This is a genomic window from Roseateles sp. P2_H4 (genome assembly GCF_056403315.1).
Genome location: NZ_JBFUFR010000007.1, coordinates 120,622 through 142,505 on the forward strand (window position 1 = coordinate 120,622; position 21,884 = coordinate 142,505).

Consider the following 21,884-nt stretch of genomic DNA (forward strand, 5'->3'; position numbering starts at 1 on the left):
CTCACTTTCCTCGTTGCGGCAGGGCGTCGATGACGGGCTGCGCGGGAGCTGCGGGGGCCGCAGGCGATGCCACCTGGCCACCGTGGTGGCGCAGCGGTGCATTGCCGGTGACGCGGCGCACGATGACGTAGAACAGCGGCGTCAGGAACAGGCCGAACAGCGTCACGCCGATCATTCCGGCGAACACCGCGATGCCCATGGCCTGGCGCATCTCGGCGCCGGCGCCGGTGGACAGCACCAGGGGCAGCACGCCCATGACGAAGGCCATCGACGTCATCAGGATGGGGCGCAGCCGCAGCCGCGCCGCCTCCAGTGCCGCCTGCATCGGCGTGCGGCCGGCGAACTCCAGCTCGCGGGCGAACTCGACGATCAGGATGGCGTTCTTCGCACTCAATCCGACAAGCACGATCAGCCCGATCTGCGTGAAGACGTTGTTGTCGCCGTGGCTGAGATACACGCCGGTCATCGCCGCCAGCAGGCCCATCGGGACGATCAGCAGGATGGCGATGGGCAGGGTCAGGCTCTCGTACTGCGCGGCCAGCACCAGGAAGACCAGCAGGATGGCCAGCGGGAAGACCCACGCACCCGAGTTGCCGGCGATCTTTTCCTGGTAGGTCAGGTCGGTCCACTCATAGCCGATGCCCGGGGGCAGGGTCTCGGCGGCGATGCGCTCGACGGCGGCCTGGGCCTGGCCCGACGAGAAGCCGGGCGCGGCGCCGCCGTTGATGTCGGCGGACAGGAAGCCGTTGTAGCGCAGCGCGCGCTCGGGGCCGAAGCTGGGCGTGACCTTCATCAGCGCGGACAGCGGCACCATCTCGCCGGTGGACGAGCGCACCTTCAGCGCGCCGATGTCCTCGGCACGGGCGCGGTAGGCGGCATCCGCCTGCACGCGGACCGAGTAGGTGCGGCCGAACTTGTTGAAGTCGTTCACATACAGGCTGCCGAGGTAGATCTGCATGGTGTCGAACACGTCCGTCACGGCGACACCGAGCTGGCGGGCCTTGGTGCGGTCGAGGTCGGCGAACAGCTGCGGCACATTGACCTGGAAGCTCGAGAACAGGCCGGCCAGTTCAGGCGTCTTGTAGGCCTTGGCCATGAAGGCCTTCAGCGCCTGGTCCAGGGCCTCGTAGCCGAGGCCGCCGCGATCCTGCAACTGCAGCTTGAAGCCACCCGTCGTGCCCAGGCCCTGCACGGGCGGCGGCGGGAACATGACGATGAAGGCGTCCTCGATGGCGCCGTACTGGGCGTTCAGCTTGCCTGCGATGGCACCGGCCGACAGGTCCTTGCTCTTGCGCTCGTCGAAGGGCTTGAGCGTCGCGAAGACGATGCCCGAGCTGGCGCTGTTGGTGAAGCCGTTGATCGACAGGCCGGGGAAGGCGACCGCGTGTTCGACACCCGGCGTCTTCAGCGTGATGTCGGTCATGCGGCGGATGACGTCCTCGGTGCGGTCCAGCGTCGCGCCGTCGGGCAGCTGGGCAAAGCCGATCAGGTACTGCTTGTCCTGGCCCGGCACGAAGCCGCCCGGCACGGCCTTGAACAGTCCGGCCGTCGCCGCGACGAGCACGAGGTAGACGACCATCATGACGGCCTTGCGCGACATCAGCGTCTTCACGCCGCTGCCGTACTTGGCGGAGCCGCTCGAGAACAGCCGGTTGAAGCCGCCGAAGAAGCGGCCCAGCACGGCGTCCATGCCGCGGGTCAGCGCGTCCTTGGGGGCGTGGTGGTCCTTCAGCAGCAGGGCGGCCAGGGCCGGCGACAGCGTCAGCGAGTTGATCGCCGAGATCACCGTCGAGATGGCGATGGTCAGCGCGAACTGCTTGTAGAACTGGCCGGTCAGGCCGGTGATGAAGGCCAGCGGCACGAACACCGAGATCAGCGTCAGTGCGATGGCGATGATGGGGCCGGACACCTCGCGCATGGCCTGGTAGGTCGCTTCGCGCGGACTCAGGCCCGCGGCGATATTGCGCTCCACGTTCTCCACCACCACGATGGCGTCGTCCACGACGATGCCGATGGCCAGCACCAGGCCGAACAGGCTCAGTGCGTTGATCGAGAAGCCGAAGCCGTGCATGACGGCGAACGTGCCGATGATCGACACCGGCACGGCCAGCAGCGGAATGATGGAGGCGCGCCAGGTCTGCAGGAACAGGATGACGACCAGCACCACCAGCGCGACGGCTTCCAGCAGCGTGTGGATGACCGACTCGATGGAGGCGCGCACGAACTGCGTCGGGTCGTAGACGATGGTGTATTCCACGCCCTCGGGCATGCCGGCCTTCAGCTCGGCCATGGTCTCGCGGACGTTCTTGGAGATGTCCAGCGCATTGCCGCCCGGGGCCTGGAAGATGGGCACGGCCACGGCGGACTTGTTGTCCAGCAGCGAGCGCAGCGCGTATTCGCTGGCACCCAGCTCGACGCGGCCGAGGTCGCGCAGGCGCGTGACGGCACCGGTCGAGCCCGTCTTGACGATGATGTCGCCGAACTCCTCCGCCGTCTGCAGGCGGCCCTGCGCATTGACGGACAGCTGCAGGTCGATGCCCGCCAGGCCCGGGGAAGCGCCAACGACGCCGGCCGCGGCCTGCACGTTCTGGCCGCGGATGGCTGCCACCACGTCACTGGCCGACAGGCCATGCTCGGCGACCTTCTGCGGGTCCAGCCAGACGCGCATCGCGTAGTCGCCCGAGCCGAACATCAGCACCTGGCCCACGCCCGGGATGCGCGCGAGGCGGTCCTTGACGTTGAGCAGCGCGTAGTTGCGCAGATAGGTCATGTCGTAGCGGTCGTTGGGCGAGGTCAGGTGCACGACCATGGTCAGGTCGGGACTGCTCTTGACCGTCGTCACGCCCAGGCGCTTGACCTCCTCGGGCAGGCGCGCCTCGGCCTGGCTGACGCGGTTCTGCACCAGCTGCTGGGCCTTGTCGGGGTCGGTGCCGAGCTTGAAGCTGACGGTCAGCGTCATGAGGCCGTCGGTGGTTGCCTGGCTGCTCATGTAGAGCATGTCCTCGATGCCGTTGATGGCTTCTTCCAGCGGCGTCGCCACCGTCTCGGCGATGACCTTGGGATTGGCGCCGGGGTACTGGGCGCGCACGACGACCGAGGGCGGCACGACGTCGGGGTATTCCGAAATCGGCAGCGCGCGGATCGACAGCAGGCCGCCGATGAAGATCAGCAGCGACAGCACGCCCGCAAAGATGGGGCGGTCGATGAAGAATTTGGAGAGATTCATGAGGTGCTCCGGCAGCACACCGCCCGCAGGCCGGCTGAACCGGCCCGCCGAGCGGGGTTTCTGTGAGGGAAGGGCTTAGGAGTTCTTGGCGGCGGCTTGCTGGGCCGCGAGTTCGGGCTTGGCGTCCATGGCGACGTCCTTGGGCGCGAGAACCGAACCCGGTCTGACGCGCTGCACGCCGCCGACGACGATGCGCTCGCCGCCCTTGAGGCCACTGGTCACGACACGCAGGCCGTTGACGTTGGCGCCCAGCGTCACGCCGCGCCATTCGGCCTGGTTGCCCGCGCCGACGACGATGACATAACGCTTGTCCTGGTCGGTGCCGACAGCGCGCTCATTCACCAGCAATGCCGGCTCGTTCTTCGCCTGGCCCATGCGCAGCTTGGCGAACTGGCCCGGCAGCAGGCGGCCGTCCTTGTTGTCGAAGACGGCGCGCACACGCAGCGTGCCGCTCTTGGCGTCCACCTGGTTGTCGACCAGTTGCAGGCGGCCGGTCATCGCGTCCGCACCATTGCTCATCTCGACCGGAATGCGGTCCAGGCCGCGGCGGTCAGCGGGAAGGGTTGCCAGCGCGCTGCTGACGATCTTCTCGTCGGCGTCGAAGCTGGCGTAGATGGGGCTGACCGACACCAGGTTGGTCAGCACCGGCGCACCGGCGCCCGCGGCAACGAGGTTGCCCGTCGTCACCTCGATCCGGCCGACGCGGCCGGCCACCGGGGCGCGCACCTGGGTGTAGCCGAGGTTGAGCTGGGCCGACTGCAATGCGGCCTGCGCAGCGCGCAGGTTGGCGGCGCCTTCACGCGCGGCGTTGTCCTTCTCGTCGAACTCGCGACGGGCCACGGCGCGCTCTTCCAGCAGGGACTTGGCGCGCTGGGCCTCGCTCTGCGTGTAGGTCACGCGGGCCTGGGCGGCGGCCACCTGGGCTTCCAGGCGCTGCACCTCGGCCTGGTAGGGCGCAGGGTCGATGGTGACCAGCAGATCGCCCGCTTTCACGAGGCTGCCCTCGCGGAAGTGCACGGCCTGCACGGCGCCCGACACGCGCGCCCGCACATCGACGCGCTCCACGGCCTCCAGGCGGCCGGAGAACTCGTTCCAGGCCGAGACCTCCTGGCTGACGACCTGGGCCACGGACACCGGCGTGGCCGGTGGCGCCGCGGGGCCGGAGTTGGCGAGGGCTGCGCCCGAGCCGAACTGGGCGAAGCCCACGGCGCCCAGGGCGACGAGGGCGGCGGCGCCAGCGATCAAGCCGGCACGACGGTTGAAACGAGGGGTGGACTGCATTTCTATTTCTCTCCGAAGGTCAATCAATCAGGCAGGAAGCGACAGCGCACGGCGGGCCGCCTCGCGCAGGAACTCGTGGATGGGATTCAGCGCATAGCCGGGCGCGATGGCGGGCAGCGTCAGTTCCTTGGCGGCACCACCCTGCTCGCGCAAGGCGATGGCATAGCGGCGCGACTCGTCGTTCAGCGGGTGGCCGGCAGCGCTGAGGATCAGCGCGGGCGCCAGGCCTCCCAGGCGGCTGGCGTTCAGCGGCGCCGCATAGGGGTGGTCGGCGCGTGTGCTGCCACCCAGATAGGCCTGCCAGCCCTTGGCGTAGATGCATTCACAGCCACCGCATTCGCCCTCGCGCATGGAGGCGCTGCCGAGGTGGGGATCCAGCATCGGCGAGATCAGCAACTGGCCGGCGAGCTTGGGCGCATGCTGGTCACGGGCCATCAGTGCGAGGGCGGCGGCGAGGTTGCCGCCCGCTTCCTCACCGGCGACGAAGAGAGCGGTGTGCGGGCTGCCCGTCAGCTTGGCCGGCTTGGCGGCCAGGGCCTGCAGGGCCTCGAAGGAAGCGCTCAGGCCGGCTGGGAAGGGGTGTTCAGGGGCCAGCGGGTAGCTCAGCGCAACGACGTCGGCGCCGGCCGCGGCCAGCATCTCGCCGCGCGCCTGGGTGGCTTCCAGCGAACCGTCAGTGAAGCTGCCGCCGTGCAACCACAACAAGAGGGCGCGGTCGCCACCTTCCAGCGGGCGGCGTGCCGTGTAGACCTGGGCCACCAGGCCGGGCGCGGGGCCGAGGCGCAAAGTGGCAGGGGAGGCGATCTTGTCCATGGACCGAAAGATAGGGATCAATGGCTTTGGGATAAACGCCCCTTCAGGTGACTCACTTTTCCTTCACATGGAACAATGAGGGCATGGACCGACTCTCCGCGATGCAAGCCTATGTCCGGGTCGTCGAGGCCGGCACCTTCACCAAGGCCGCCGACTCCCTGGACCTGCCCAAGGCCACCGTCACCCGCCTGATCCAGACGCTGGAAGGCCATCTGCGCACCAAGCTGCTGAACCGCACGACGCGGCGCGTGACCGTGACGCCCGATGGCGCCGCCTACTACGAGCGCGCGATGCGTTTGCTGGGCGACCTGGAGGAGCTGGAAGGCAGCATGAGCCAGGCGCGCATGACGCCGCGCGGGCGCATCCGCATCGACGTCCCCGGCGTCGTGGGCCGCGAAATGATCATTCCCCACCTGCCGGACTTCTATGCGAAGTACCCGGACATCCAGATCGAACTGGGCGTCAGCGACCGCACGGTGGACTTGATCAGCGACAACATCGATTGCGTGATCCGCGGTGGCGAGCTGACCGACCAGAGCCTGGTGGCGCGGCGCATCGGCGAGTTCCGTTTCATCACCTGCGCGACGCCCGAATACCTGCGCCGCCACGGCATGCCGGCCCACCCGCTGGAGCTGAGCCAGGCGCCGCACCGCATGGTGGGCTATTTCTCGGCGCGCAGCGGCAAGGTCATGTCAGACACCTTCCGGCGCGGCGACGAAGAGGTGGAGGTGGTGGGCAACCATGTCATCGCCGTCAATGACGCCAATGCCTATCTGAACGCCGGCCTGGCCCATCTGGGCGTGGTGCAGGTGACCTGCTTCATGGCCGGGCCGCTGCTGAAGAAGGGCGAGCTGGTGCGGGTGCTGGAGGAGTGGGACGCCGACCCGGTGCCGGTCTACGTCGTCTACCCGCCCAACCGCCACCTCAGCAGCAAGCTGCGGGTGTTCGTCGACTGGGTCGTCGAGCTGATCGGCCGCGAGGCGCTGGGCGGCGTCAAGATGCGCTGTACGACGAGCTGAGGCGAGCCCGGATATTTCGCGAGGTCGGCCCTGGTCGACCTGCAACACCGATCAACACGGCGATCCCTGCGGTCAACGCCATATCCATTTGGGATCGAGGGCCTACGCGGGCTGGCGCGGCGCCGGCCGGCCGGGCTGGCCCTCAACTCCTCGCCAATGCCAACGGGCATTGGCTGTGGCCGTCTCGGGCCATCCCGCCACGCCCGACATCCACGCCAGTCCCGCGTCCCCCGCGAAATATCCGGACTAGGCCTCGTCCGCCGCGCTGCTGGCCACCAGGGCCGCCGGACCGAAGTCGGAAGCCGTGGGTGCAGGCGCACTGATCGCCAGCAGCATGCCCGCCGCCAGCGCTGCGACGGCCGTCGCGGCGGTGATCAGCGTGAAGAGGTTTCGGGTGGTGTTCATGGTGACTCTCCTGGTCGGCATCCTCTTGTTGGAATGGGGTGTGCCGATAGGTTGTCACTGTAGGAATTGCGCGCCTCGAGAAAAAGCGGGCCAGGTAGAACGGCGAGTTGCTGTCAGCGGAACAATCGCCGGCGCGGAAGGAAGTCTCCGCGGGGCCGTCTGGAAGCCTCCGGGGCAGATTTGGACACTGGGTTCGACTCAACAACCCGGTCAATCAATGTCTCCTCGCCGTTGGACTGTCGCCCTCGCCGTTGCCTTGGCTTTGGTGCTTGCCTTTGTGACGCTTGGGGCCAGCGCCCATGCTTTTGAACGCTACCGGTCGATAGGCGCCGCGGCCACGGAACAGACTGATTGAGTCTCTGCGGCAGTCGCCCTCGGCTGCTCAGACGGCGCTGACGTCAGTGGCCGTCTTCGCTGCGGGGCGACCGGGGCGCGCCGCGGCCGCGCTCTTCCAGCCAGGCCTTGGCGGTCGAGAAGTGGCCACAGCCGATGAAGGGCCGCGGCGGCTTCAGCGCCGACAACGGCGAAGGGTGGTTGGACTTCAGCACCAGGTGATCCTGGCGCGCAGCCTCGATCAGCGGCGCCTTGGCCTGGGCATAGGCGCCCCAGAGCATGAAGACCTTGGGGGCAGGATCCTCGGCGGCCGCCTTGATGAGGGCGTCGGTCAGCACCTCCCAGCCGCGGTTGGCGTGGCTGGCGGGCTGGCCGTCTTCCACCGTCAGCACGGCGTTCAGCAGCAGCGTGCCGCCTTCGGCCCAGCGCACCAGGCTGCCATTGGGCGGGAAAGGCTTGCCGAGGTCGCGCTGGATCTCCTTGAAGATATTGCGCAGGCTGGGCGGCAGCGGCACGCCAGGCGGCACGCTGAAGGACAGGCCCTCGGCCTGGCCCGGGCCGTGATACGGGTCCTGGCCGAGGATGACGACGCGGGTCGCGGCCAGCGGCGTCAGCGTCAAGGCGCGCAGCGGCTCGGGCGGGTAGATGGTGGCGCCGGCGGCGGCGCGCTCTGCCAGGAAGGCTTGCAGCTTCTGGCCGACCGGCGAATCAGCCCAGGCTTCGACGACGGGTCGCCAGTCCGTGTTCGGCAGTTGCAGCGGCAGCTTCATCCGAACAAGTTTGCCAGCGCCTGGCCCGGGTCGGGCGCCCGCATGAAAGCCTCGCCGACGAGGAAGGCGTTGACCTTGGCGTCGCGCATGCGCTTCACATCGGCCGCGCCGAGGATGCCGGATTCGGTCACCAGCAGCTTGTCGGCCGGTACGCGCGGCAGCAGGGCCAGCGTCGTGTCCAGCGTCACGTCGAAGGTACGCAGATTGCGGTTGTTGATGCCGACCAGCGGCGTCTTCAGCTTCAGTGCACGGTCGAGTTCATCGCCGTCGTGCACTTCGACGAGCACGTCCAGGCCGAGGGCATGGGCCGCGGCCTCGAGGTCGGCCATCTGCGAGTCCGCCAGGCAGGCGGCGATCAGCAGGATGCAGTCGGCGCCCATCGCGCCGGCTTCCATGACCTGGTATTCGTCCACCATGAAGTCCTTGCGCAGCACCGGCAGCTCGCAGGCGGCGCGGGCTTCGCGCAGATAGGCAGCCGAGCCCTGGAAAAAGCGCTCGTCGGTCAGCACGCTGAGGCAGGCGGCGCCATTGCGGGCATAGCTCTCGGCGATCAGCCCCGGCTTGAAATCCTCGCGCAGCACGCCCTTGCTGGGGCTGGCCTTCTTGATCTCGGCGATGACGGCCGCATGGCCCGCCGCGATGCTGGCGCGCAGCGAGCGCTCGAAGCCCAGGCGCTCGGCCTTGCGGGCTTCGGCTTCTTCACGCTGCGAGGCCAGCGAGCGCTTCAGCTTGGCCGCGGCAATCTCTTCCCACTTGACCTCGACGATGCGGTTCAGGATGTCGCTCATCACTTCGCCCCAAGGCCTTGAGTCTGCTTCACGAAGGCATCGAGCTTGGCGCGCGCCGCGCCGCTGTCCAGGGCCACGCGGGCGCGGGCGATGCCGTCGCTCAGCGTCGGCGCTACGTTGGCCGCATACAGCGTCGCGCCGGCGTTCAGCAGCACGATGTCGCGCGCCGGGCCGGGGTTGCCGTCGAGCACGCCGACCAGCATCTGGCGCGACTGCTCGGGGTTGTCGACCTTGAGGCTGCGGTTGCTGGCCATGGCCATGCCGAAGTCCTCGGGGTGGATCTCGTACTCGCGCACCGCGCCGTCCTTGAGCTCGCCGACCAGCGTCGTCGCGCCCAGCGAGATCTCGTCCATGCCGTCCTTGCCGTAGACGACCAGCGCATGCTCGGCGCCCAGGCGCTGCAGCACGCGCACCTGGATGCCGACGAGGTCGGGGTGGAAGACGCCCATCAGGATGTTGGGTGCGCCGGCCGGGTTGGTCAGCGGGCCCAGGATGTTGAAGATGGTGCGCACGCCGAGTTCGCGGCGCACCGGGGCGATGTTCTTCATCGCCGGGTGGTGGTTGGGCGCGAACATGAAGCCGATGCCGCACTCGTCCAGGCAGGCCGCCACGGCGCGAGGTGCCAGCTGGATGTTGGCGCCCAGCGCCTCCAGCACGTCGGCGCTGCCGGTCTTGCTGCTGACGCTGCGGTTGCCATGCTTGGCCACCTGGGCGCCACCGGCCGCGGCGACGAACATCGAGCAGGTCGAGATGTTGAAGCTGTGCGCGCCGTCGCCACCGGTGCCGACGACGTCCACCAGATGCGGCAGCGGGCCCAGCGGCACCTTGTTGGACAGCTCGCGCATGACCTGCGCGGCGGCGGTGATCTCGCCGATGGTTTCCTTCTTCACGCGCAGGCCGGTCAGCAGCGCGGCGGCGATGACGGGCGACATCTCGCCAGCCATGATGCGGCGCATCAGCGTCAGCATCTCGTCGTGGAAGATCTCGCGGTGCTCGATGACGCGCGTCAGGGCTTCGGTGTCGGTGATGGCCATGGGTCAACCCTTCAGGAATTCGGCAGCGGAGGCAATCGCGTGGTCGATGCCGGCGGCGTCGACATCGAGATGGGTCACGAAGCGCAGGCCGATGAGGCCGGTGGCCAGCACGCCGCGCGACTTCAGATGCTCCAGCAGCGCCGGCGTGCGGCCGCTCTCGACCTGGGCAAAGACGATATTCGTCTGCGGTGGCGTGACCGTGACACCCGGCAGGGCCGCCAGGCCCTCGGCCAGGCGCCTGGCCAGTGCATGGTCGTCAGCCAGGCGGTCGACGTGATGCGTCAGCGCATGGTCGGCCGCGGCGGCCAGCAGGCCGACCTGGCGCAGGCCGCCACCCACCATCTTGCGCACGCGGTGGGCCCGGGCGATCAGCTCCCTGGAGCCGACCAGCATGGAGCCGATGGGCGCGCCCAGGCCCTTGCTGAAGCAGATGGAGACGGAGTCGAAGGTTCGCGTGAGATCGGCCACCGTGCGACCCGAGGCGACGGCGGCGTTGAAGAGGCGGGCGCCGTCCAGATGCGTGGCCAGGCCACGCGAGTGAGCCAGTTCGCAGGCATCTCGCACATAGCTGGCCGGCAGCACATTGCCGCTCCAGGTGTTCTCCAGCGCCAGCAGCCGTGTGCGCGCGAAGTGCGGGTCGTCGGGCTTGATGGCGGCAGCGATGTCTTCGAGCCTGATCGAGCCGTCGGGCTGATTGGGCAGCGGCTGCGGCTGGATGCTGCCCAGCACGGCGGCACCGCCACCTTCGTAGCGGTAGGTGTGGGCGAGCTGGCCGACGATGTATTCGTCGCCACGGCCGCAGTGGGCCAGCAGGCCGCAGAGATTGCTCTGCGTGCCGCTGCTCATGAAGAGGGCGGCTTCCTTGCCGAGCAGCGCGGCGACGCGCTCCTGCAAAGCATTGACGGTGGGGTCGTCGCCGAAAACATCGTCGCCGACCTTGGCGGCCTTGATCGCCTCCAGCATGGCCGGCGTCGGCCTGGTGACGGTGTCGCTGCGCAGGTCCACGACGGCGTCACCGCCGCTGCCACCGGACCCAGGTGCGTAGTCGCTCATGCCTTCAGCTCCAGGAAGTTGCGCAGCATGGCGTGGCCATGCTCGCTGAGGATGGACTCGGGGTGGAACTGCACGCCCTCGCACGGCGTGGCCGTGCCGGCCAGTTCGCGGTGGCGCACGCCCATGATCTCGCCGTCGTCGCTGCGCGACGTGATCTCCAGCACCGCCGGGCACGTCGCTTCCTCGATGACGAGGGAGTGATAGCGGATGACCGAGAAGTCCTTGGGCAGGCCGGTGTAGACGCCACGTCCGTCCGTGGTGATCGTGCTGGCCTTGCCGTGCATCTGGCGCTGGGCCCGGATGATCTTGCCGCCCAGGGCCTGGCCCATGGACTGGTGGCCCAGGCACACGCCCAGCAGCGGCTTCTTGCCGATGAAATGCTGGATGGCTTCCACGCAGACGCCGGCCTCGTTGGGCGTGCAGGGGCCGGGCGAGAAGACGATGTGATCGGGGTTCAGCGCCGCCATCTCGGCCACGGTGATCTCGTCGTTGCGCACCACCTTCACGTCGGCGCCCAGTTCACCGAAGTACTGGACGAGGTTGAAGGTGAAGCTGTCGTAGTTGTCGATCATCAGCAGCATTTAGAAGCCCTCCTCGACGAGTTCGGCCGCACGGAGCAAGGCGCGCGCCTTGGCCTCTGTTTCCTGCCATTCAAGTTCCGGCACCGAGTCGGCGACAACGCCGGCGGCGGCCTGCACATACAGCATGCCGTTCTTGATGATGCCGGTGCGGATCGCAATCGCCAGGTCCATGTCGCCGGCGAAGCTGAGGTAGCCGCAGGCGCCGCCGTAGATGCCGCGCTGCACGGGCTCGAGTTCGTCGATGAGCTCCATCGCGCGCACCTTGGGTGCGCCGGTCAGCGTGCCGGCGGGGAAGGTGGCCTTGAGCACGTCGAGCTGGCCGACCTCGGGCCGCAGCACGCCTTCGACGTTGCTGACGATGTGCATGACGTGGGAGTAGCGCTCGATGGTGAAGGCCTGCGTGACCTTGACGCTGCCGGTGCGCGCGATGCGGCCGATGTCGTTGCGGGCCAGGTCGATCAGCATCAGGTGCTCGGCGCGCTCCTTGGGGTCGGCCTGCAGCTCGGCTTCCAGCTCGAGGTCGCGCTCAGGCGTCGCGCCGCGCGGGCGGGTGCCGGCCAGCGGGCGGATGGTGACCTTGCGGCTGCCGTCGCCAATGTGTTCCTCGCGCACCAGGATCTCGGGGCTGGCGCCGACGATCTGGAAGTCGCCCAGATCGTAGAAATACATATAGGGGCTGGGGTTCAGCGCCCGCAGCGCCCGGTACAGCGCGATCGGCTCGGCCTTGTAGGGCTTGGAGATGCGCTGGCCCACCTGCACCTGCATCAGGTCGCCAGCGGCGATGTATTCCTTGGCCTTGGCGACGGCTTCCAGGTAGTCGGCCTTGGCGAAGCCGCGCGTGACCGGGTGGGCCTCGCTGCGCTGCACGCGCGGCACGCTGACGGAGTAGGTCAGCTTGTCGCGCAGCTGCGAGAGCTTCTTCGTCGCACGGAAGTAGGCCTCGGGCTGGCGCGGGTCGGCCCAGACGATGAGGTAGAGGCGGCCGGACAGGTTGTCGATGACGGCGACTTCTTCCGACAGCAGCAGCACGATGTCCGGCGTGCCCAGGGACTCGCCCTTGTGCTCGCGGTCCAGGCGCTTCTCGATGGCGCGCACGGCCTCGTAGCCGAAATAGCCGGCCAGGCCACCGCAGAAGCGCGGCAGGCCGGTCGGGATCTTGGGCTTGATGCGCTCCTGGTAGGCCGCGATGAAGTCCAGCGGGTTGCCCTCGTGCGTCTCGATGACGGCGCCGTCGGTGACGACCTCGCTGAGGTGGCCGCTGGCCCGGATCAGCGTGCGCGCCGGCAGGCCGATGAAGGAGTAGCGCCCGAAGCGCTCGCCGCCGACGACGGATTCGAGCAAGAAGCTGTTGCGGCCATGGCCGGAGCCTGAGCAGAGCTTCAGGTAGAGGGACAGCGGGGTTTCGAGATCCGCAAAGGCCTCGCTGATGAGCGGGATGCGGTTGTAGCCTTCGGCGGCGAGGCTCTGGAATTCGAGTTCGGTGATCACGTCTCAAACCTTGAAAAAGCAAGTTTCAGGGCTTGGCGTGCAGCCCGTGGAGAACGGGCAACGCAGGAAACAAGCGCGTCAGGGCGCGCCAAGCAGCATCAGTCGGCAGTGACCCAGCGACGCCAGGGCCAGGCTCCCCGGTCGCTCGACCCCGTGATGTACTTCCGCGTGATGAACATGATCGGATCAGTGTATCAGCGGGTTTTTGAGCATGTCGCGCCATACTTCGGCTCACGAAGATGCCGCCATCGCGGCACAGCAACGGAGCGAGACATGCGCGCATTCATCGTCGCGGCCCTGGTGGCCGTGGGGAGTCTGGGGGGAGCGGCAGCTTGGGCGGAAACCGTCGAAGTGGCCAATGTGAAGTACGAGACGGCCATGGACCTGGCCGGCCAGAAGCTGGTCCTCAACGGCGCCGGCGTGCGCTACAAGGCCATCTTCAAGGTCTACACGGCCGGGCTTTACCTGACGCACAAGGCCAGCACGCCGCCGGAGGTGCTGAGCGCCGCCGGCCCCAAGCGCATCCACATCCAGATGCTGCGCGACATCGACGGCAATGAACTGGGCAAGCTCTTCACCAAGGGCATGGAAGCCAACTCGCCGCGCGAGGAGTTCATCAAGTGCATCAACGGCGTGCTCAAGCTCAGCGAAGTCTTCGCCAGCCGCAAGCAGCTGAACAGTGGCGACAGCTTCTCGGTGGACTATGTGCCGGGCCTGGGCTCGACGCTGTTGCTCAACGGCAAGCCGCTGATGACCGAGCCCATCAAGGAACCCGAGTTCTTCACGGCCCTGCTGCGCATCTGGCTGGGCGACAAGCCGGCCGACGACGCGTTGAAGGACGCTCTGCTGGGCATCAAGAAGGAACGTCGACGCTGATCTGGTCGAGCCGGCCCAGGTGCTGCAGCGCCGGCACGGCGCGGATGTCCTCGCCGTGGTTGTAGCCATAGGTCATCAGCACCAGCGGGCAGCCGGCTGCGCGCGCGGCCTCGGCGTCGTTGCGCGAGTCGCCCACCATCCACGTCGCTGAAGGCGGCGTGCCCAGCGCCTCGCAGGTCTTGACCAGCGGCAGCGGGTCGGGCTTCTTGCGCGCAAAGTCGTCGCCGCCGAAGACGTGGCTGAAATACCCGTCCAGGCCCTTGCGCCTGAGCAGCTCACGGGCCGGCGCGCCGGGCTTGTTGGTCAGCACGGCCAGCGGCAGGCCGTGGCCGCGCAGCAGCTCCAGCCCCTCGACCACGCCTGGGTAGATGACGGCGTGCTCGCCATTCAAGGCCGCGTAGTGTTGCTGATAGAGCGGCCAGGCGCGGTCGAAAAGGGCGGGATCGGCGCCCACATGGGCCAGCGTCGTCCGCACCAGATGCTCGCTCCCGCGCCCGATGGTGTGCTCGATGAAGTCGCGCGTGACGCCGCGCAGGCCCAGGTCGGCCAGCACGCTGCCCAGCACGGCGACGAAATCGCCCAGGGTGTCGATCAGCGTGCCGTCGAGATCGAGGATGCAGGCCTGGGGCGGCAGAGGGGCGGGCATGGTATTCAATGGCGGGGCGGAGTTCCCCGCCATTGTCATGGTCAGGACGCCAGCATCAGATAGTCCGCCGTGTAGGGCACCTTCTCCAACTGTCCCACCTCGGCGGTCGAGCAGGCGCGTTGCGGCGCTGCGCCGCCCTGGGTGTTGACGCGCTGGATGGCCGTCACCGCGGAGAAGCGGCCGTTGGCGCCGACCGAGCTGGCCGACAGCAGCAGCCACGGGATGGCGCCCGGCTGGGTGGCATCCGCCTTGGCCTGCACCGCGCCGCGCACACGGCTGCCGTCGACGGCTTGCCAATGCGGACCGGCGTCATGGCTGCCGATCTGTTTGCCGCTGGCGTCGAACAGCGTCGCCTGCGGTGCGACGAACTGCCAGGCGTCGGCGCGGCATTCGTAGATCTGCACACCGCGGGCGCTGATGCGCTCCAGTACCTTGGCGCCGCCGCCCGCCGCGATCGCCACCGGCAGGCCGGCGTCGACGGGCGCCGCGGCGACCCGCTGCGCCGCCAGCGCCCCGACACGCCGGCCCATGGCCAGGCCGACCTCGGTCGAGGTCCGGTAGTGAATGCCCGCCCAGATGCGCGCCAGGGACACCTCTTCGCTGAAGGCCTCCACGGAGGGCCAGCGGTGCGTCGCGCCGCCGGCCGTCGGGCTGCTCGTCGAGAGTTCGGGGAGGCGCCGGCCGGCGCTGTCGGCCTTCAGCACTTCGCCCATGGATGCCGCCAGGACGCTGTGGGCGCTGGGGTACTCGGGATGCATCGGGGTGTCGATCAGCGGCGCCCAGCCGCCTTCGATCGCGGTGTCTTCGCGGCCATCGCGGTCGCCATTGCGGATGGCCGTGACGGGGCGCCAGAAGCCGTAGTGGTATTTGGCGTCCATGATGGCGATGAGACCGTCGTCCATGGCCTGGGTGGCGGCGGCGAACAGCCTGGCGTTCTGCGCGACGCTGCGCCCGGGGGCGTCCGCGACCGAGCGCAGCACGCCCATATAGATGGGCGGCAGCGAGAACTCCCAGAACTTCGCCACTTCGGTCTGCGCGGCCGTGCGCTGCGCGCTGGTCTTGCCGCCCAGGGCCTTGACCTCGTTGAAGTCGCGCGCCCAGGCTTCGCTGTCCAGGGCCGGCGGCGGCGCCGGGCGGAACTGCGCGCCATCGTTCATCAGCCAGGGCTTGCGCTGGCCCCAGTGCGGCGTGGCGACCGATGCGGTCGGTACGTACTGGCCGGCGGCGGTGTGGGGGCGGTAGGCGTCCTTGGCCGCGGCGCCGTCGCTGGCGCGCCAGGCCAGCACGCGGCGAGCGGCATGTTCGCCGGCGGCAGCGCCCTCGGCCACCGCAGGCGCGTTGCCGAGCTTGTCCATGGCCTTGCGGTAGGCCGCGTTGATGTCGGCCTCCTGCTGGGGCATCAGCTGCAGCAGGGTGGCGCGGTTGGCGGCTGCCACCGCGGCGTCGGGGTTGGCCTGCAGGCGCTGTGCGTCAGCGACGGCTTCGTGGACGGCAGTCTGCACGATGGCCATGGCGCGCACGGCGGGCGGCGTGCCCATGCGGGACTGGATCAGCAGCTCGCCGGCGGTCAGGTTCCAGGCGGTGACGACGTCGGCGTGTACCGGCAGGGCGGCCGCGAGAGCCGCGAGGGTGCAGATCGAGAAATAGGTTTTCATGGTGGGGAGTCGATGAGCCATGCAGCGGCCCGGCCCGGAGGCACGGACTGCATGGCAGAGAAGGGATCAGGCAGTGGTGACGACGATCTCGGCGTATTCGCTGGGCACGACCAGACCGCGTCCGCCGCCGATGTCGTGCTCATTCGTCAGCGCGAGGATGTCGCGCTCCAGCGCGGCGCCGGCTTCGGCGTCGAGCGCCGCGAAGGCCTTGTGCGTGGGGCCGTAGAAGGTCTTGAACACCTGCAGGAAGTGCTCCGCCGAGCGGTAGCGGAAGTTGAAGTGCTTGCGCATCACCTGAAGGTCGCTGGCCGACGGGCCGAACAGCGTGGTGATGTGGGCCTCCGAGCCCCACAGCGCCGGCGAGCGCAGGCCGGCGGGCGGCGCCAGATGCTTGCCCAGGGTCTTGAACAGCTGGCCGATGAAGCCCTCGGGCGTCCAGTTGGCCAGCGCGATGCGGCCGCCCGGGCGCACGACGCGCAGCATCTCGCGCGCCGACGTCGCGTGGTCGGGGGCGAACATGACGCCGAAGGTCGACATGACGACGTCGAAAATGCCGGCCTCGAAAGGCAGGGCTTCCACGTCGGCGACTTCGAAATGCACGGCCAGGCCCTCGGCCTCGGCGCGCTGGCGGCCCTTGTCGAGCAGGGCGCCCACATAGTCGGTGGAGGTCACGCGGGCGTAGCGGCGCGCGGCGGCCAGCGTCGCGTTGCCGTTGCCGGCAGCGACATCTAGCACGCTTTCGTCGGCGCGCACATCGGCAGCCTCGGCGAGCTGCTCGCCGACGATCTGCAGCGTGGTGCCGACGACGGCATAGTCGCCGCTGGCCCAGGTGGCCTGCTGGCGTTGCTTGATGGCGGCATAGTCAGGGGTTGCCGGGGTCGGGGTGCTGGGGGTGGTCATGACAGGTATTTCCTTGGTGGTGAAGAGAGCCCGATGTCATCTGCATCGGTGCCTGCATGTTTCGTCTTCAGGGCTTTTTGCGCTTCACCCGGCGTCGCCGGCGTTTGCTCGAGCGTCCGTGCAAATTACCGGCGGGCCGGCATGAGCGGCATGGACCCGCTGTCCGACGTGCTGCGCAGCGTGCGGCTGCGCGGTGGCGTGTTCTTCCACGTCAGTTGCCGGGACGAGTGGTCCGCCCAAGCCGCGCCGGCGAGCGAACTGGGCCCGGCGGTGATGCCGGGCGCCGAGCACCTCATCGAGTACCACCTGTTCGTCAAGGGCGCCGGCTGGGTGGCCGTGGACGGCGAGCCGCCGATGCGCCTGGAACCGGGCGACCTCATCATGCTGCCGCATGGCGACGCCCATGTGGTGTCGAGCGCGCCCGGGCTCAAGCCCGCCGAGGATGACGGCGGCTGGCTGCTGGAGATGCGCGATGCGCCCAAGCCGATTCCCATCACCTACCGTGGTGGCATGTTCCTGCCGGGCCAGGGGCTGCCCAGCGAGGAGGCGTCCACCGTGCTGCTGTGCGGCTTCGTGGCCTGCGACCTCAAGCCCTTCAACCCCCTGATCGACGCGCTGCCCCGGCTGCTGCGGTTGCGGGCGGCCGATGTCGGCGCCTGGGTCGCGCCCATCATGGAGCAGGCGGTGGCCGAGTGGGACACACCGCGCGCCGGTGGCGGTGCGCTGCTGCAGCGGGTCAGCGAAATGGTGTTCGCGGACGCGACGCGCCGCTACCTCGACACGCTGCCGGAACAGGCCCAGGGTTGGCTGGGCGGCTTGCGCGACCGCCAGGTCGGACGCGCCCTGTCGCTGATGCACGCGGAGCCCGGGCAGCCCTGGACCCTGGACGAGCTGGGCCGCCGCGCCGGGCTGTCGCGCTCGGCGCTGCATGAGCGCTTCGTCGCCTTCACCGGCCTGCCGCCGATGCAATACCTGACCCACTGGCGCATCCAGTGCGGCGCGCGGCTGCTGCGCGAGAGCCCGGCCAACGTCGCCGACGTGGCGGTGCAGGTGGGCTACGAGTCGGAGGCGGCCTTCTCACGCGCCTTCAAGCGCGCGACGGGCCTGCCGCCGGCGACGTGGCGGCGGGAGCAGGCCGCGGCGGCGAACTAGGCCTTCAGCAGCCCATCCGCCTTGAACATGGCCTTGATGCCGCGCACCGCCTGGCGGATGCGCGACTCGTTCTCGATCAGCGCGAAGCGCACATGGCCGTCGCCGTGGTCGCCGAAGCCGATGCCGGGCGACACGCAGACCTTGGCCTTTTCGAGCAGCTGGCGCGCGAACTCCAGCGAGCCCAGCTCGCGGTAGGCCTCGGGGATGGGCGCCCAGATGTACATGCTGGCCTTGGGGCATTGCACGTCCCAGCCGGCTTCGATCAGCCCCTTGTAGAGCACGTCGCGGCGGCGCTGATAGCTGGCGCAAATGTCCAGCACGCATTGCTGGTCGCCCTCCAGCGCGGCAATGGCCGCGACCTGCAGCGGCGTGAAGGTGCCGTAGTCGTGATAGCTCTTGATGCGGGCGAGTGCTGCGACGAGGTCGGGGTTGCCGACCATGAAGCCGACGCGCCAGCCGGCCATGTTGTAGCTCTTGCTGAGCGTGAAGAACTCGACCGCCACGTCCTTGGCGCCGGGCACCTGCATGATGGACGGCGCGACATAGCCGTCGTAGACGATGTCGGCATAGGCGAGGTCGTGCACGACGAGGATGTCGTGCTTCCTCGCCAGCGCAATGACGCGCTCGAAGAAGCCCAGGTCCACGCACTGCGCCGTCGGATTCGACGGGAAGCCGAACACCATCATCTTGGGCTTGGGGTAGCTGCCACGGATGGTCTTCTCCAGCTCGGCGAAGAAATCCACCTCACTCGAAACCGGAATCGCGCGGATGTCGGCGCCGGCAATCACCGCGCCGTAGATGTGGATGGGGTAGCTGGGATCGGGTACCAGCACGGTGTCGCCACGGTCCAGCGTCGCCAGCATCAGATGCGCCAGGCCCTCCTTGGAGCCGATGGTGACGATGGCCTCGTTGTCGGGGTTGATGTCGACGCCATAGCGGCGCTGGTACCAGTGTGAGATGGCCCGGCGCAGGCGCGGGATGCCCTTGCTGGCCGAGTAGCCGTGGGTGTCGGGCCGTTGCGAGACCTCGTTGAGCTTGGCGACGATGTGGGCCGGCGTGGCCCCGTCGGGGTTGCCCATGCTCATGTCGATGATGTCCTCGCCACGCCGGCGGGCCGCGAGCTTGAGCTCGGCCGTGATGTTGAAGACGTAGGGAGGGAGGCGGTCGATGCGCGCGAAACGGCGCTTGCCGCCGGATGCGGAAGAGGAGGAAGTCATTGCGGTGTCACGTGAGCGCCCGGAACCGTCCGAGCGACGTGGGCGGCTTGGCGCCGCACCGCGGTCGACTCTAGCGCACTAAGCTGAGCGCATGAGTGAAGCCGAACCCCTCAAGTTGAAGGTCGATGACGAGACCAGCGTGTCCGCACTGTGGCTGCAGCCGCCGCGGCCGGAAGCGGTCTATGTGTTCGCCCACGGCGCGGGGGCCGGCATGCACCACAGCTTCATGGCGGAGTTGTCGCAAGCCTTGTTCGACCACTCGGTGGCGACGCTGCGCTATCAGTTTCCCTATATGGAGCGAGGCTCCAAGCGGCCCGACGCCCCCGCCGTCGCGCATCCGGCCGTGCGCGCCGCGGTCGCCGCGGCACGCAAGCGCCTGCCCGACACGCCGCTGTTCGCGGGTGGCAAGTCCTTCGGTGGCCGCATGACGTCTCAGGCCCAGGCCACCGAGCCCATGCCCGGCGTGTGCGGGCTGGCCTTCGTCGGCTTTCCGCTGCATCCAGCCGGCAAGCCGGGCATTGAGAGGGCGGCGCACCTGGCGCAGGTGCAGCGGCCGATGCTGTTTCTGCAGGGCACGCGCGACGAGTTGGCGGAGCTGGCCTTGCTGCGGGGCGTTGTCCAGCAGCTGGGCGAGCCGGCCACGTTGCATCTCGAGGACGATGCCGACCATGCCTTCCATGTGAGGGCGCGCAGCGGGCGCAACGACGCGCAGGTGGTGCAGGCCTTGGCGCAGACGATGGCGGTGTGGTTCCTAGCGCAAGCCCGCGCACGCGCGGCGGGGTGACTTCCTAGAATCGGGCGATGAACACCACCGCCGCCCCCATCGTCTGCATCGGCGGCCTCAACATCGACCGCAAGCTCAAGCTGCTGGCGAGCTCCTGGGGAGGATCGTCCAACCCCTGCGAATCGCATGAGACGCCCGGCGGCGTCGTGCGCAACGTGGCCGAGAACCTGGCGCGCCTGGGCCTGCCCGTGGCCCTGGTCGCGACCGTGGGCGACGACGCCGGCGGCCGCATGCTGCTGGAGCAGGCCGCCGCCGTCGGCATGGACACCCGCGCCGTCATCCGGCTGCGGCGGCACGCCAGCGACAGCTACACGGCCGTGCTGGCGCCCGACGGCAGTCTGGAGCTGGGCCTGGCGGCCATGCCGCTGGTCGAAAGCCTCAACCCCTGGGCGCTGGAGGCCAGCAAGGCGCTGCGGGCCGGCGCCGCCCTGGTCATCGCCGACGGCAATCTGCCGACCGACGCCTGGCCGCTGCTGCTCGGCGAAGCCCGCGCCAACGGCATCCCCCTCGTTTGCGTCGCCGTGTCCGAGGCCAAGATGGGGCGCCTGCCCGAGTCGCTGGCCGGCCTGCACCTGCTGATCCTGAACGTGGGCGAGCTCACGACCGTGGCCGCAGATCCGCTGGAGGCCTTCGCGGCCCTGCATGCGCGCGGCGTCGCCCGCGTGCTCGTGTCCAAGGGCGCGGAAGGCCTGCTGCTCAGCGAGCCCGACCACGCACCGCGGCATTGGCCGGCGCCCGACGTGCATGTCGTCGACGTGACCGGTGCCGGCGACGCGCTGTCGGCCGGCGTCTGCGCGGCCCTGCTGCGCGACTGCGACGACTTCGACGCCGCCGCCCGCCTGGGCCTGGACCTGGCCGCGCTGACGCTGCAGACCACGGACAGCGTCCACCCCGAACTGACCCCCCGTTTCCTGGAAGAACGATAGAAGAAGATGAACGAACTGATCCAGCTCTCGCCCGAAGTCGCCGCCGCCAAAGCGGAGGGCCGGCCCGTCGTGGCCCTCGAATCGACCATCATTGCCCATGGCATGCCCTGGCCGCAGAACCTGGAGACGGCGCGCGAGGTCGAGGACGTCATCCGTGCCGAGGGCGCCGTGCCGGCCACCATCGCCGTCATCGGCGGGCGCATCCGTGTCGGCCTGACGGATGACGAGCTGAAGCAGCTCGCCCAGGCGCCGGATGCGATGAAGCTCAGTCGCCGTGACCTGCCCTTCGCCATCGCCACCGGGCGCCTGGGCGCCACGACGGTGGCCGCCACGATGATCTGTGCCCACCTGGCCGGCATCGAGGTCTTCGTGACGGGCGGCATCGGCGGCGTGCACCGCGGCGGGCATGAGAGCTTCGACATCTCGGCCGACCTGCAGGAACTGGCGCGCACGCCGGTGGCCGTCGTCTGCGCCGGCGCCAAGTCCATCCTCGACCTCGGCCTGACGCTGGAATACCTGGAGACCCATGGCGTGCCGGTGCTGTCGGTCGGCCAGGACAATTTCGCCGCTTTCTTCACGCCCGACAGCGGCCTCAAGGCTGACTTCCGCATGGATGACGCCGACACGCAGGCCCGTTTCATCCGCGCCAAGTGGGCGTTGGGGCTGTCCGGCGGTGTCGTCGTCAGCAATCCCGTGCCGGCAGCCCAGGCCATGCCGCGTGCGGAGATCGACGCCATCACGGCCCAGGCCCTGACCGAGGCCGATGCGCAAGGCATCGCCGGCAAGGCCATCACGCCCTTCCTGCTCGCCCGCATCAAGGCACTGACGGGCGGCCGCAGCCTGGCCACCAACATCGCTCTGGTGAAGCACAACGCCGTTGTCGGGGCGCGGCTGGCGGGCGCGTTGCAGAACTGAAGACGAAAAACGCGCAAGCGGG

General features: G+C 68.9%; 20 protein-coding genes. 6 read left to right on the top strand and 14 right to left on the bottom strand.

Annotated features, from left to right (window positions below):
- Position 1: 1 nt before the first annotated feature.
- From AC1DW3_RS07655 to AC1DW3_RS07665, 3 genes are all read right to left on the bottom strand, one after another.
- Complete coding sequence (locus AC1DW3_RS07655; RefSeq protein ID WP_477930155.1) at positions 2-3,226, bottom strand: efflux RND transporter permease subunit; 3,225 nt, start codon at positions 3,224-3,226, stop codon at positions 2-4.
- 75 nt (positions 3,227-3,301) lie between these two features.
- Positions 3,302-4,507, bottom strand: coding sequence for an efflux RND transporter periplasmic adaptor subunit (locus AC1DW3_RS07660; RefSeq protein WP_477930157.1), 1,206 nt, complete (start codon positions 4,505-4,507; stop codon positions 3,302-3,304).
- A 27-nt stretch (positions 4,508-4,534) separates the two neighbouring features.
- Positions 4,535-5,320 (bottom strand): alpha/beta hydrolase fold domain-containing protein, encoded by a 786-nt coding sequence (locus AC1DW3_RS07665; protein WP_477930159.1) that lies wholly within the window; start codon positions 5,318-5,320, stop codon positions 4,535-4,537.
- A gap of 83 nt (positions 5,321-5,403) precedes the next feature.
- On the opposite strand from AC1DW3_RS07665, the gene AC1DW3_RS07670 reads away from it, so the two are divergent.
- A complete protein-coding gene (locus tag AC1DW3_RS07670; protein ID WP_477930161.1) occupies positions 5,404-6,339 on the top strand; it encodes a LysR family transcriptional regulator in 936 nt (311 codons plus the stop codon).
- A 246-nt stretch (positions 6,340-6,585) separates the two neighbouring features.
- On the opposite strand, the gene AC1DW3_RS07675 is transcribed toward AC1DW3_RS07670, so the two are convergent.
- The 7 genes from AC1DW3_RS07675 to trpE form a co-directional block, all read right to left on the bottom strand.
- The gene (locus tag AC1DW3_RS07675; RefSeq protein ID WP_477930163.1) at positions 6,586-6,744 is read right to left on the bottom strand and encodes a hypothetical protein; all 159 of its coding nucleotides are present in this window, start codon (positions 6,742-6,744) and stop codon (positions 6,586-6,588) included.
- A 398-nt stretch (positions 6,745-7,142) separates the two neighbouring features.
- Complete coding sequence (locus tag AC1DW3_RS07680) at positions 7,143-7,847, bottom strand: uracil-DNA glycosylase (protein ID WP_477930164.1); 705 nt, start codon at positions 7,845-7,847, stop codon at positions 7,143-7,145.
- Positions 7,844-8,635, bottom strand: a complete 792-nt coding sequence (trpC, locus tag AC1DW3_RS07685) for an indole-3-glycerol phosphate synthase TrpC (RefSeq protein WP_477930166.1) — start codon at positions 8,633-8,635, stop codon at positions 7,844-7,846. The genes AC1DW3_RS07680 and trpC overlap by 4 nt, the downstream gene beginning before the upstream one ends.
- Positions 8,635-9,669, bottom strand: coding sequence for an anthranilate phosphoribosyltransferase (trpD, locus tag AC1DW3_RS07690; RefSeq protein WP_477930168.1), 1,035 nt, complete (start codon positions 9,667-9,669; stop codon positions 8,635-8,637). Before trpD ends, trpC begins: the two co-directional genes overlap by 1 nt.
- A 3-nt stretch (positions 9,670-9,672) precedes the next feature.
- A complete protein-coding gene (gene ltaE / locus AC1DW3_RS07695) occupies positions 9,673-10,722 on the bottom strand; it encodes a low-specificity L-threonine aldolase (RefSeq protein WP_477930169.1) in 1,050 nt (349 codons plus the stop codon).
- Positions 10,719-11,303 (bottom strand): anthranilate synthase component II, encoded by a 585-nt coding sequence (locus tag AC1DW3_RS07700; RefSeq protein ID WP_477930171.1) that lies wholly within the window; start codon positions 11,301-11,303, stop codon positions 10,719-10,721. The genes ltaE and AC1DW3_RS07700 overlap by 4 nt, the downstream gene beginning before the upstream one ends.
- On the bottom strand, positions 11,304-12,791 hold the full coding sequence (gene trpE, locus AC1DW3_RS07705) for an anthranilate synthase component I (protein ID WP_477930173.1): 1,488 nt from the start codon (positions 12,789-12,791) through the stop codon (positions 11,304-11,306).
- Between the two features lie 273 nt (positions 12,792-13,064).
- On the opposite strand from trpE, the gene AC1DW3_RS07710 reads away from it, so the two are divergent.
- Positions 13,065-13,667 (top strand): chalcone isomerase family protein, encoded by a 603-nt coding sequence (locus AC1DW3_RS07710; protein ID WP_477930175.1) that lies wholly within the window; start codon positions 13,065-13,067, stop codon positions 13,665-13,667.
- Here the strand turns inward: AC1DW3_RS07710 and AC1DW3_RS07715 are convergent.
- From AC1DW3_RS07715 to AC1DW3_RS07725, 3 genes are all read right to left on the bottom strand, one after another.
- The gene (locus tag AC1DW3_RS07715) at positions 13,645-14,313 is read right to left on the bottom strand and encodes an HAD-IA family hydrolase (RefSeq protein ID WP_477930177.1); all 669 of its coding nucleotides are present in this window, start codon (positions 14,311-14,313) and stop codon (positions 13,645-13,647) included. The genes AC1DW3_RS07710 and AC1DW3_RS07715 overlap by 23 nt on opposite strands.
- 41 nt (positions 14,314-14,354) lie before the next feature.
- A complete protein-coding gene (locus AC1DW3_RS07720) occupies positions 14,355-15,968 on the bottom strand; it encodes a DUF3455 domain-containing protein (protein ID WP_477930179.1) in 1,614 nt (537 codons plus the stop codon).
- Positions 15,969-16,034: 66 nt separating this feature from the next.
- Positions 16,035-16,868 carry a class I SAM-dependent methyltransferase gene (locus AC1DW3_RS07725; RefSeq protein WP_477930180.1) on the bottom strand — a complete coding sequence of 278 codons (834 nt, stop codon included), beginning with the start codon at positions 16,866-16,868 and terminating at the stop codon, positions 16,035-16,037.
- 141 nt (positions 16,869-17,009) lie between these two features.
- On the opposite strand from AC1DW3_RS07725, the gene AC1DW3_RS07730 reads away from it, so the two are divergent.
- Positions 17,010-18,020: an AraC family transcriptional regulator gene (locus tag AC1DW3_RS07730; protein ID WP_477930182.1), complete on the top strand. Its 1,011-nt coding sequence runs from the start codon at positions 17,010-17,012 to the stop codon at positions 18,018-18,020.
- Here the strand turns inward: AC1DW3_RS07730 and alaC are convergent.
- The gene (gene alaC / locus AC1DW3_RS07735; RefSeq protein WP_477930184.1) at positions 18,017-19,237 is read right to left on the bottom strand and encodes an alanine transaminase; all 1,221 of its coding nucleotides are present in this window, start codon (positions 19,235-19,237) and stop codon (positions 18,017-18,019) included. The genes AC1DW3_RS07730 and alaC overlap by 4 nt on opposite strands.
- 91 nt (positions 19,238-19,328) lie before the next feature.
- On the opposite strand from alaC, the gene AC1DW3_RS07740 reads away from it, so the two are divergent.
- The 3 genes from AC1DW3_RS07740 to AC1DW3_RS07750 are packed head-to-tail and all read left to right on the top strand — an operon-like array spanning position 19,329 to position 21,862.
- Positions 19,329-20,021: an alpha/beta hydrolase family protein gene (locus tag AC1DW3_RS07740; RefSeq protein WP_477930186.1), complete on the top strand. Its 693-nt coding sequence runs from the start codon at positions 19,329-19,331 to the stop codon at positions 20,019-20,021.
- A gap of 17 nt (positions 20,022-20,038) precedes the next feature.
- Positions 20,039-20,947, top strand: coding sequence for a carbohydrate kinase family protein (locus AC1DW3_RS07745; protein WP_477930188.1), 909 nt, complete (start codon positions 20,039-20,041; stop codon positions 20,945-20,947).
- A gap of 6 nt (positions 20,948-20,953) precedes the next feature.
- Positions 20,954-21,862, top strand: coding sequence for a pseudouridine-5'-phosphate glycosidase (locus AC1DW3_RS07750; protein WP_477930190.1), 909 nt, complete (start codon positions 20,954-20,956; stop codon positions 21,860-21,862).
- The last annotated feature ends 22 nt before the right edge of the window (positions 21,863-21,884 follow it).

Bases quoted from the DNA above. Each gene is read 5' to 3' on its own strand.
- AC1DW3_RS07665 (WP_477930159.1), bottom strand. From the start codon at position 5,320: ATGGACAAGATCGCCTCCCCTGCCACTTTGCGCCTCGGCCCCGCGCCC.
- AC1DW3_RS07660 (WP_477930157.1), bottom strand. From the start codon at position 4,507: ATGCAGTCCACCCCTCGTTTCAACCGTCGTGCCGGCTTGATCGCTGGC.
- ltaE (WP_477930169.1), bottom strand. From the start codon at position 10,722: ATGAGCGACTACGCACCTGGGTCCGGTGGCAGCGGCGGTGACGCCGTC.
- AC1DW3_RS07720 (WP_477930179.1), bottom strand. From the start codon at position 15,968: ATGAAAACCTATTTCTCGATCTGCACCCTCGCGGCTCTCGCGGCCGCC.
- AC1DW3_RS07725 (WP_477930180.1), bottom strand. From the start codon at position 16,868: ATGACCACCCCCAGCACCCCGACCCCGGCAACCCCTGACTATGCCGCC.
- AC1DW3_RS07680 (WP_477930164.1), bottom strand. From the start codon at position 7,847: ATGAAGCTGCCGCTGCAACTGCCGAACACGGACTGGCGACCCGTCGTC.
- AC1DW3_RS07745 (WP_477930188.1), top strand. From the start codon at position 20,039: ATGAACACCACCGCCGCCCCCATCGTCTGCATCGGCGGCCTCAACATC.
- AC1DW3_RS07715 (WP_477930177.1), bottom strand. From the start codon at position 14,313: ATGCCCGCCCCTCTGCCGCCCCAGGCCTGCATCCTCGATCTCGACGGC.
- AC1DW3_RS07740 (WP_477930186.1), top strand. From the start codon at position 19,329: ATGAGTGAAGCCGAACCCCTCAAGTTGAAGGTCGATGACGAGACCAGC.
- AC1DW3_RS07675 (WP_477930163.1), bottom strand. From the start codon at position 6,744: ATGAACACCACCCGAAACCTCTTCACGCTGATCACCGCCGCGACGGCC.
- AC1DW3_RS07730 (WP_477930182.1), top strand. From the start codon at position 17,010: ATGAGCGGCATGGACCCGCTGTCCGACGTGCTGCGCAGCGTGCGGCTG.
- trpC (WP_477930166.1), bottom strand. From the start codon at position 8,635: ATGAGCGACATCCTGAACCGCATCGTCGAGGTCAAGTGGGAAGAGATT.
- AC1DW3_RS07750 (WP_477930190.1), top strand. From the start codon at position 20,954: ATGAACGAACTGATCCAGCTCTCGCCCGAAGTCGCCGCCGCCAAAGCG.
- AC1DW3_RS07670 (WP_477930161.1), top strand. From the start codon at position 5,404: ATGGACCGACTCTCCGCGATGCAAGCCTATGTCCGGGTCGTCGAGGCC.
- AC1DW3_RS07655 (WP_477930155.1), bottom strand. From the start codon at position 3,226: ATGAATCTCTCCAAATTCTTCATCGACCGCCCCATCTTTGCGGGCGTG.
- AC1DW3_RS07710 (WP_477930175.1), top strand. From the start codon at position 13,065: ATGCGCGCATTCATCGTCGCGGCCCTGGTGGCCGTGGGGAGTCTGGGG.
- AC1DW3_RS07700 (WP_477930171.1), bottom strand. From the start codon at position 11,303: ATGCTGCTGATGATCGACAACTACGACAGCTTCACCTTCAACCTCGTC.
- trpD (WP_477930168.1), bottom strand. From the start codon at position 9,669: ATGGCCATCACCGACACCGAAGCCCTGACGCGCGTCATCGAGCACCGC.
- alaC (WP_477930184.1), bottom strand. From the start codon at position 19,237: ATGACTTCCTCCTCTTCCGCATCCGGCGGCAAGCGCCGTTTCGCGCGC.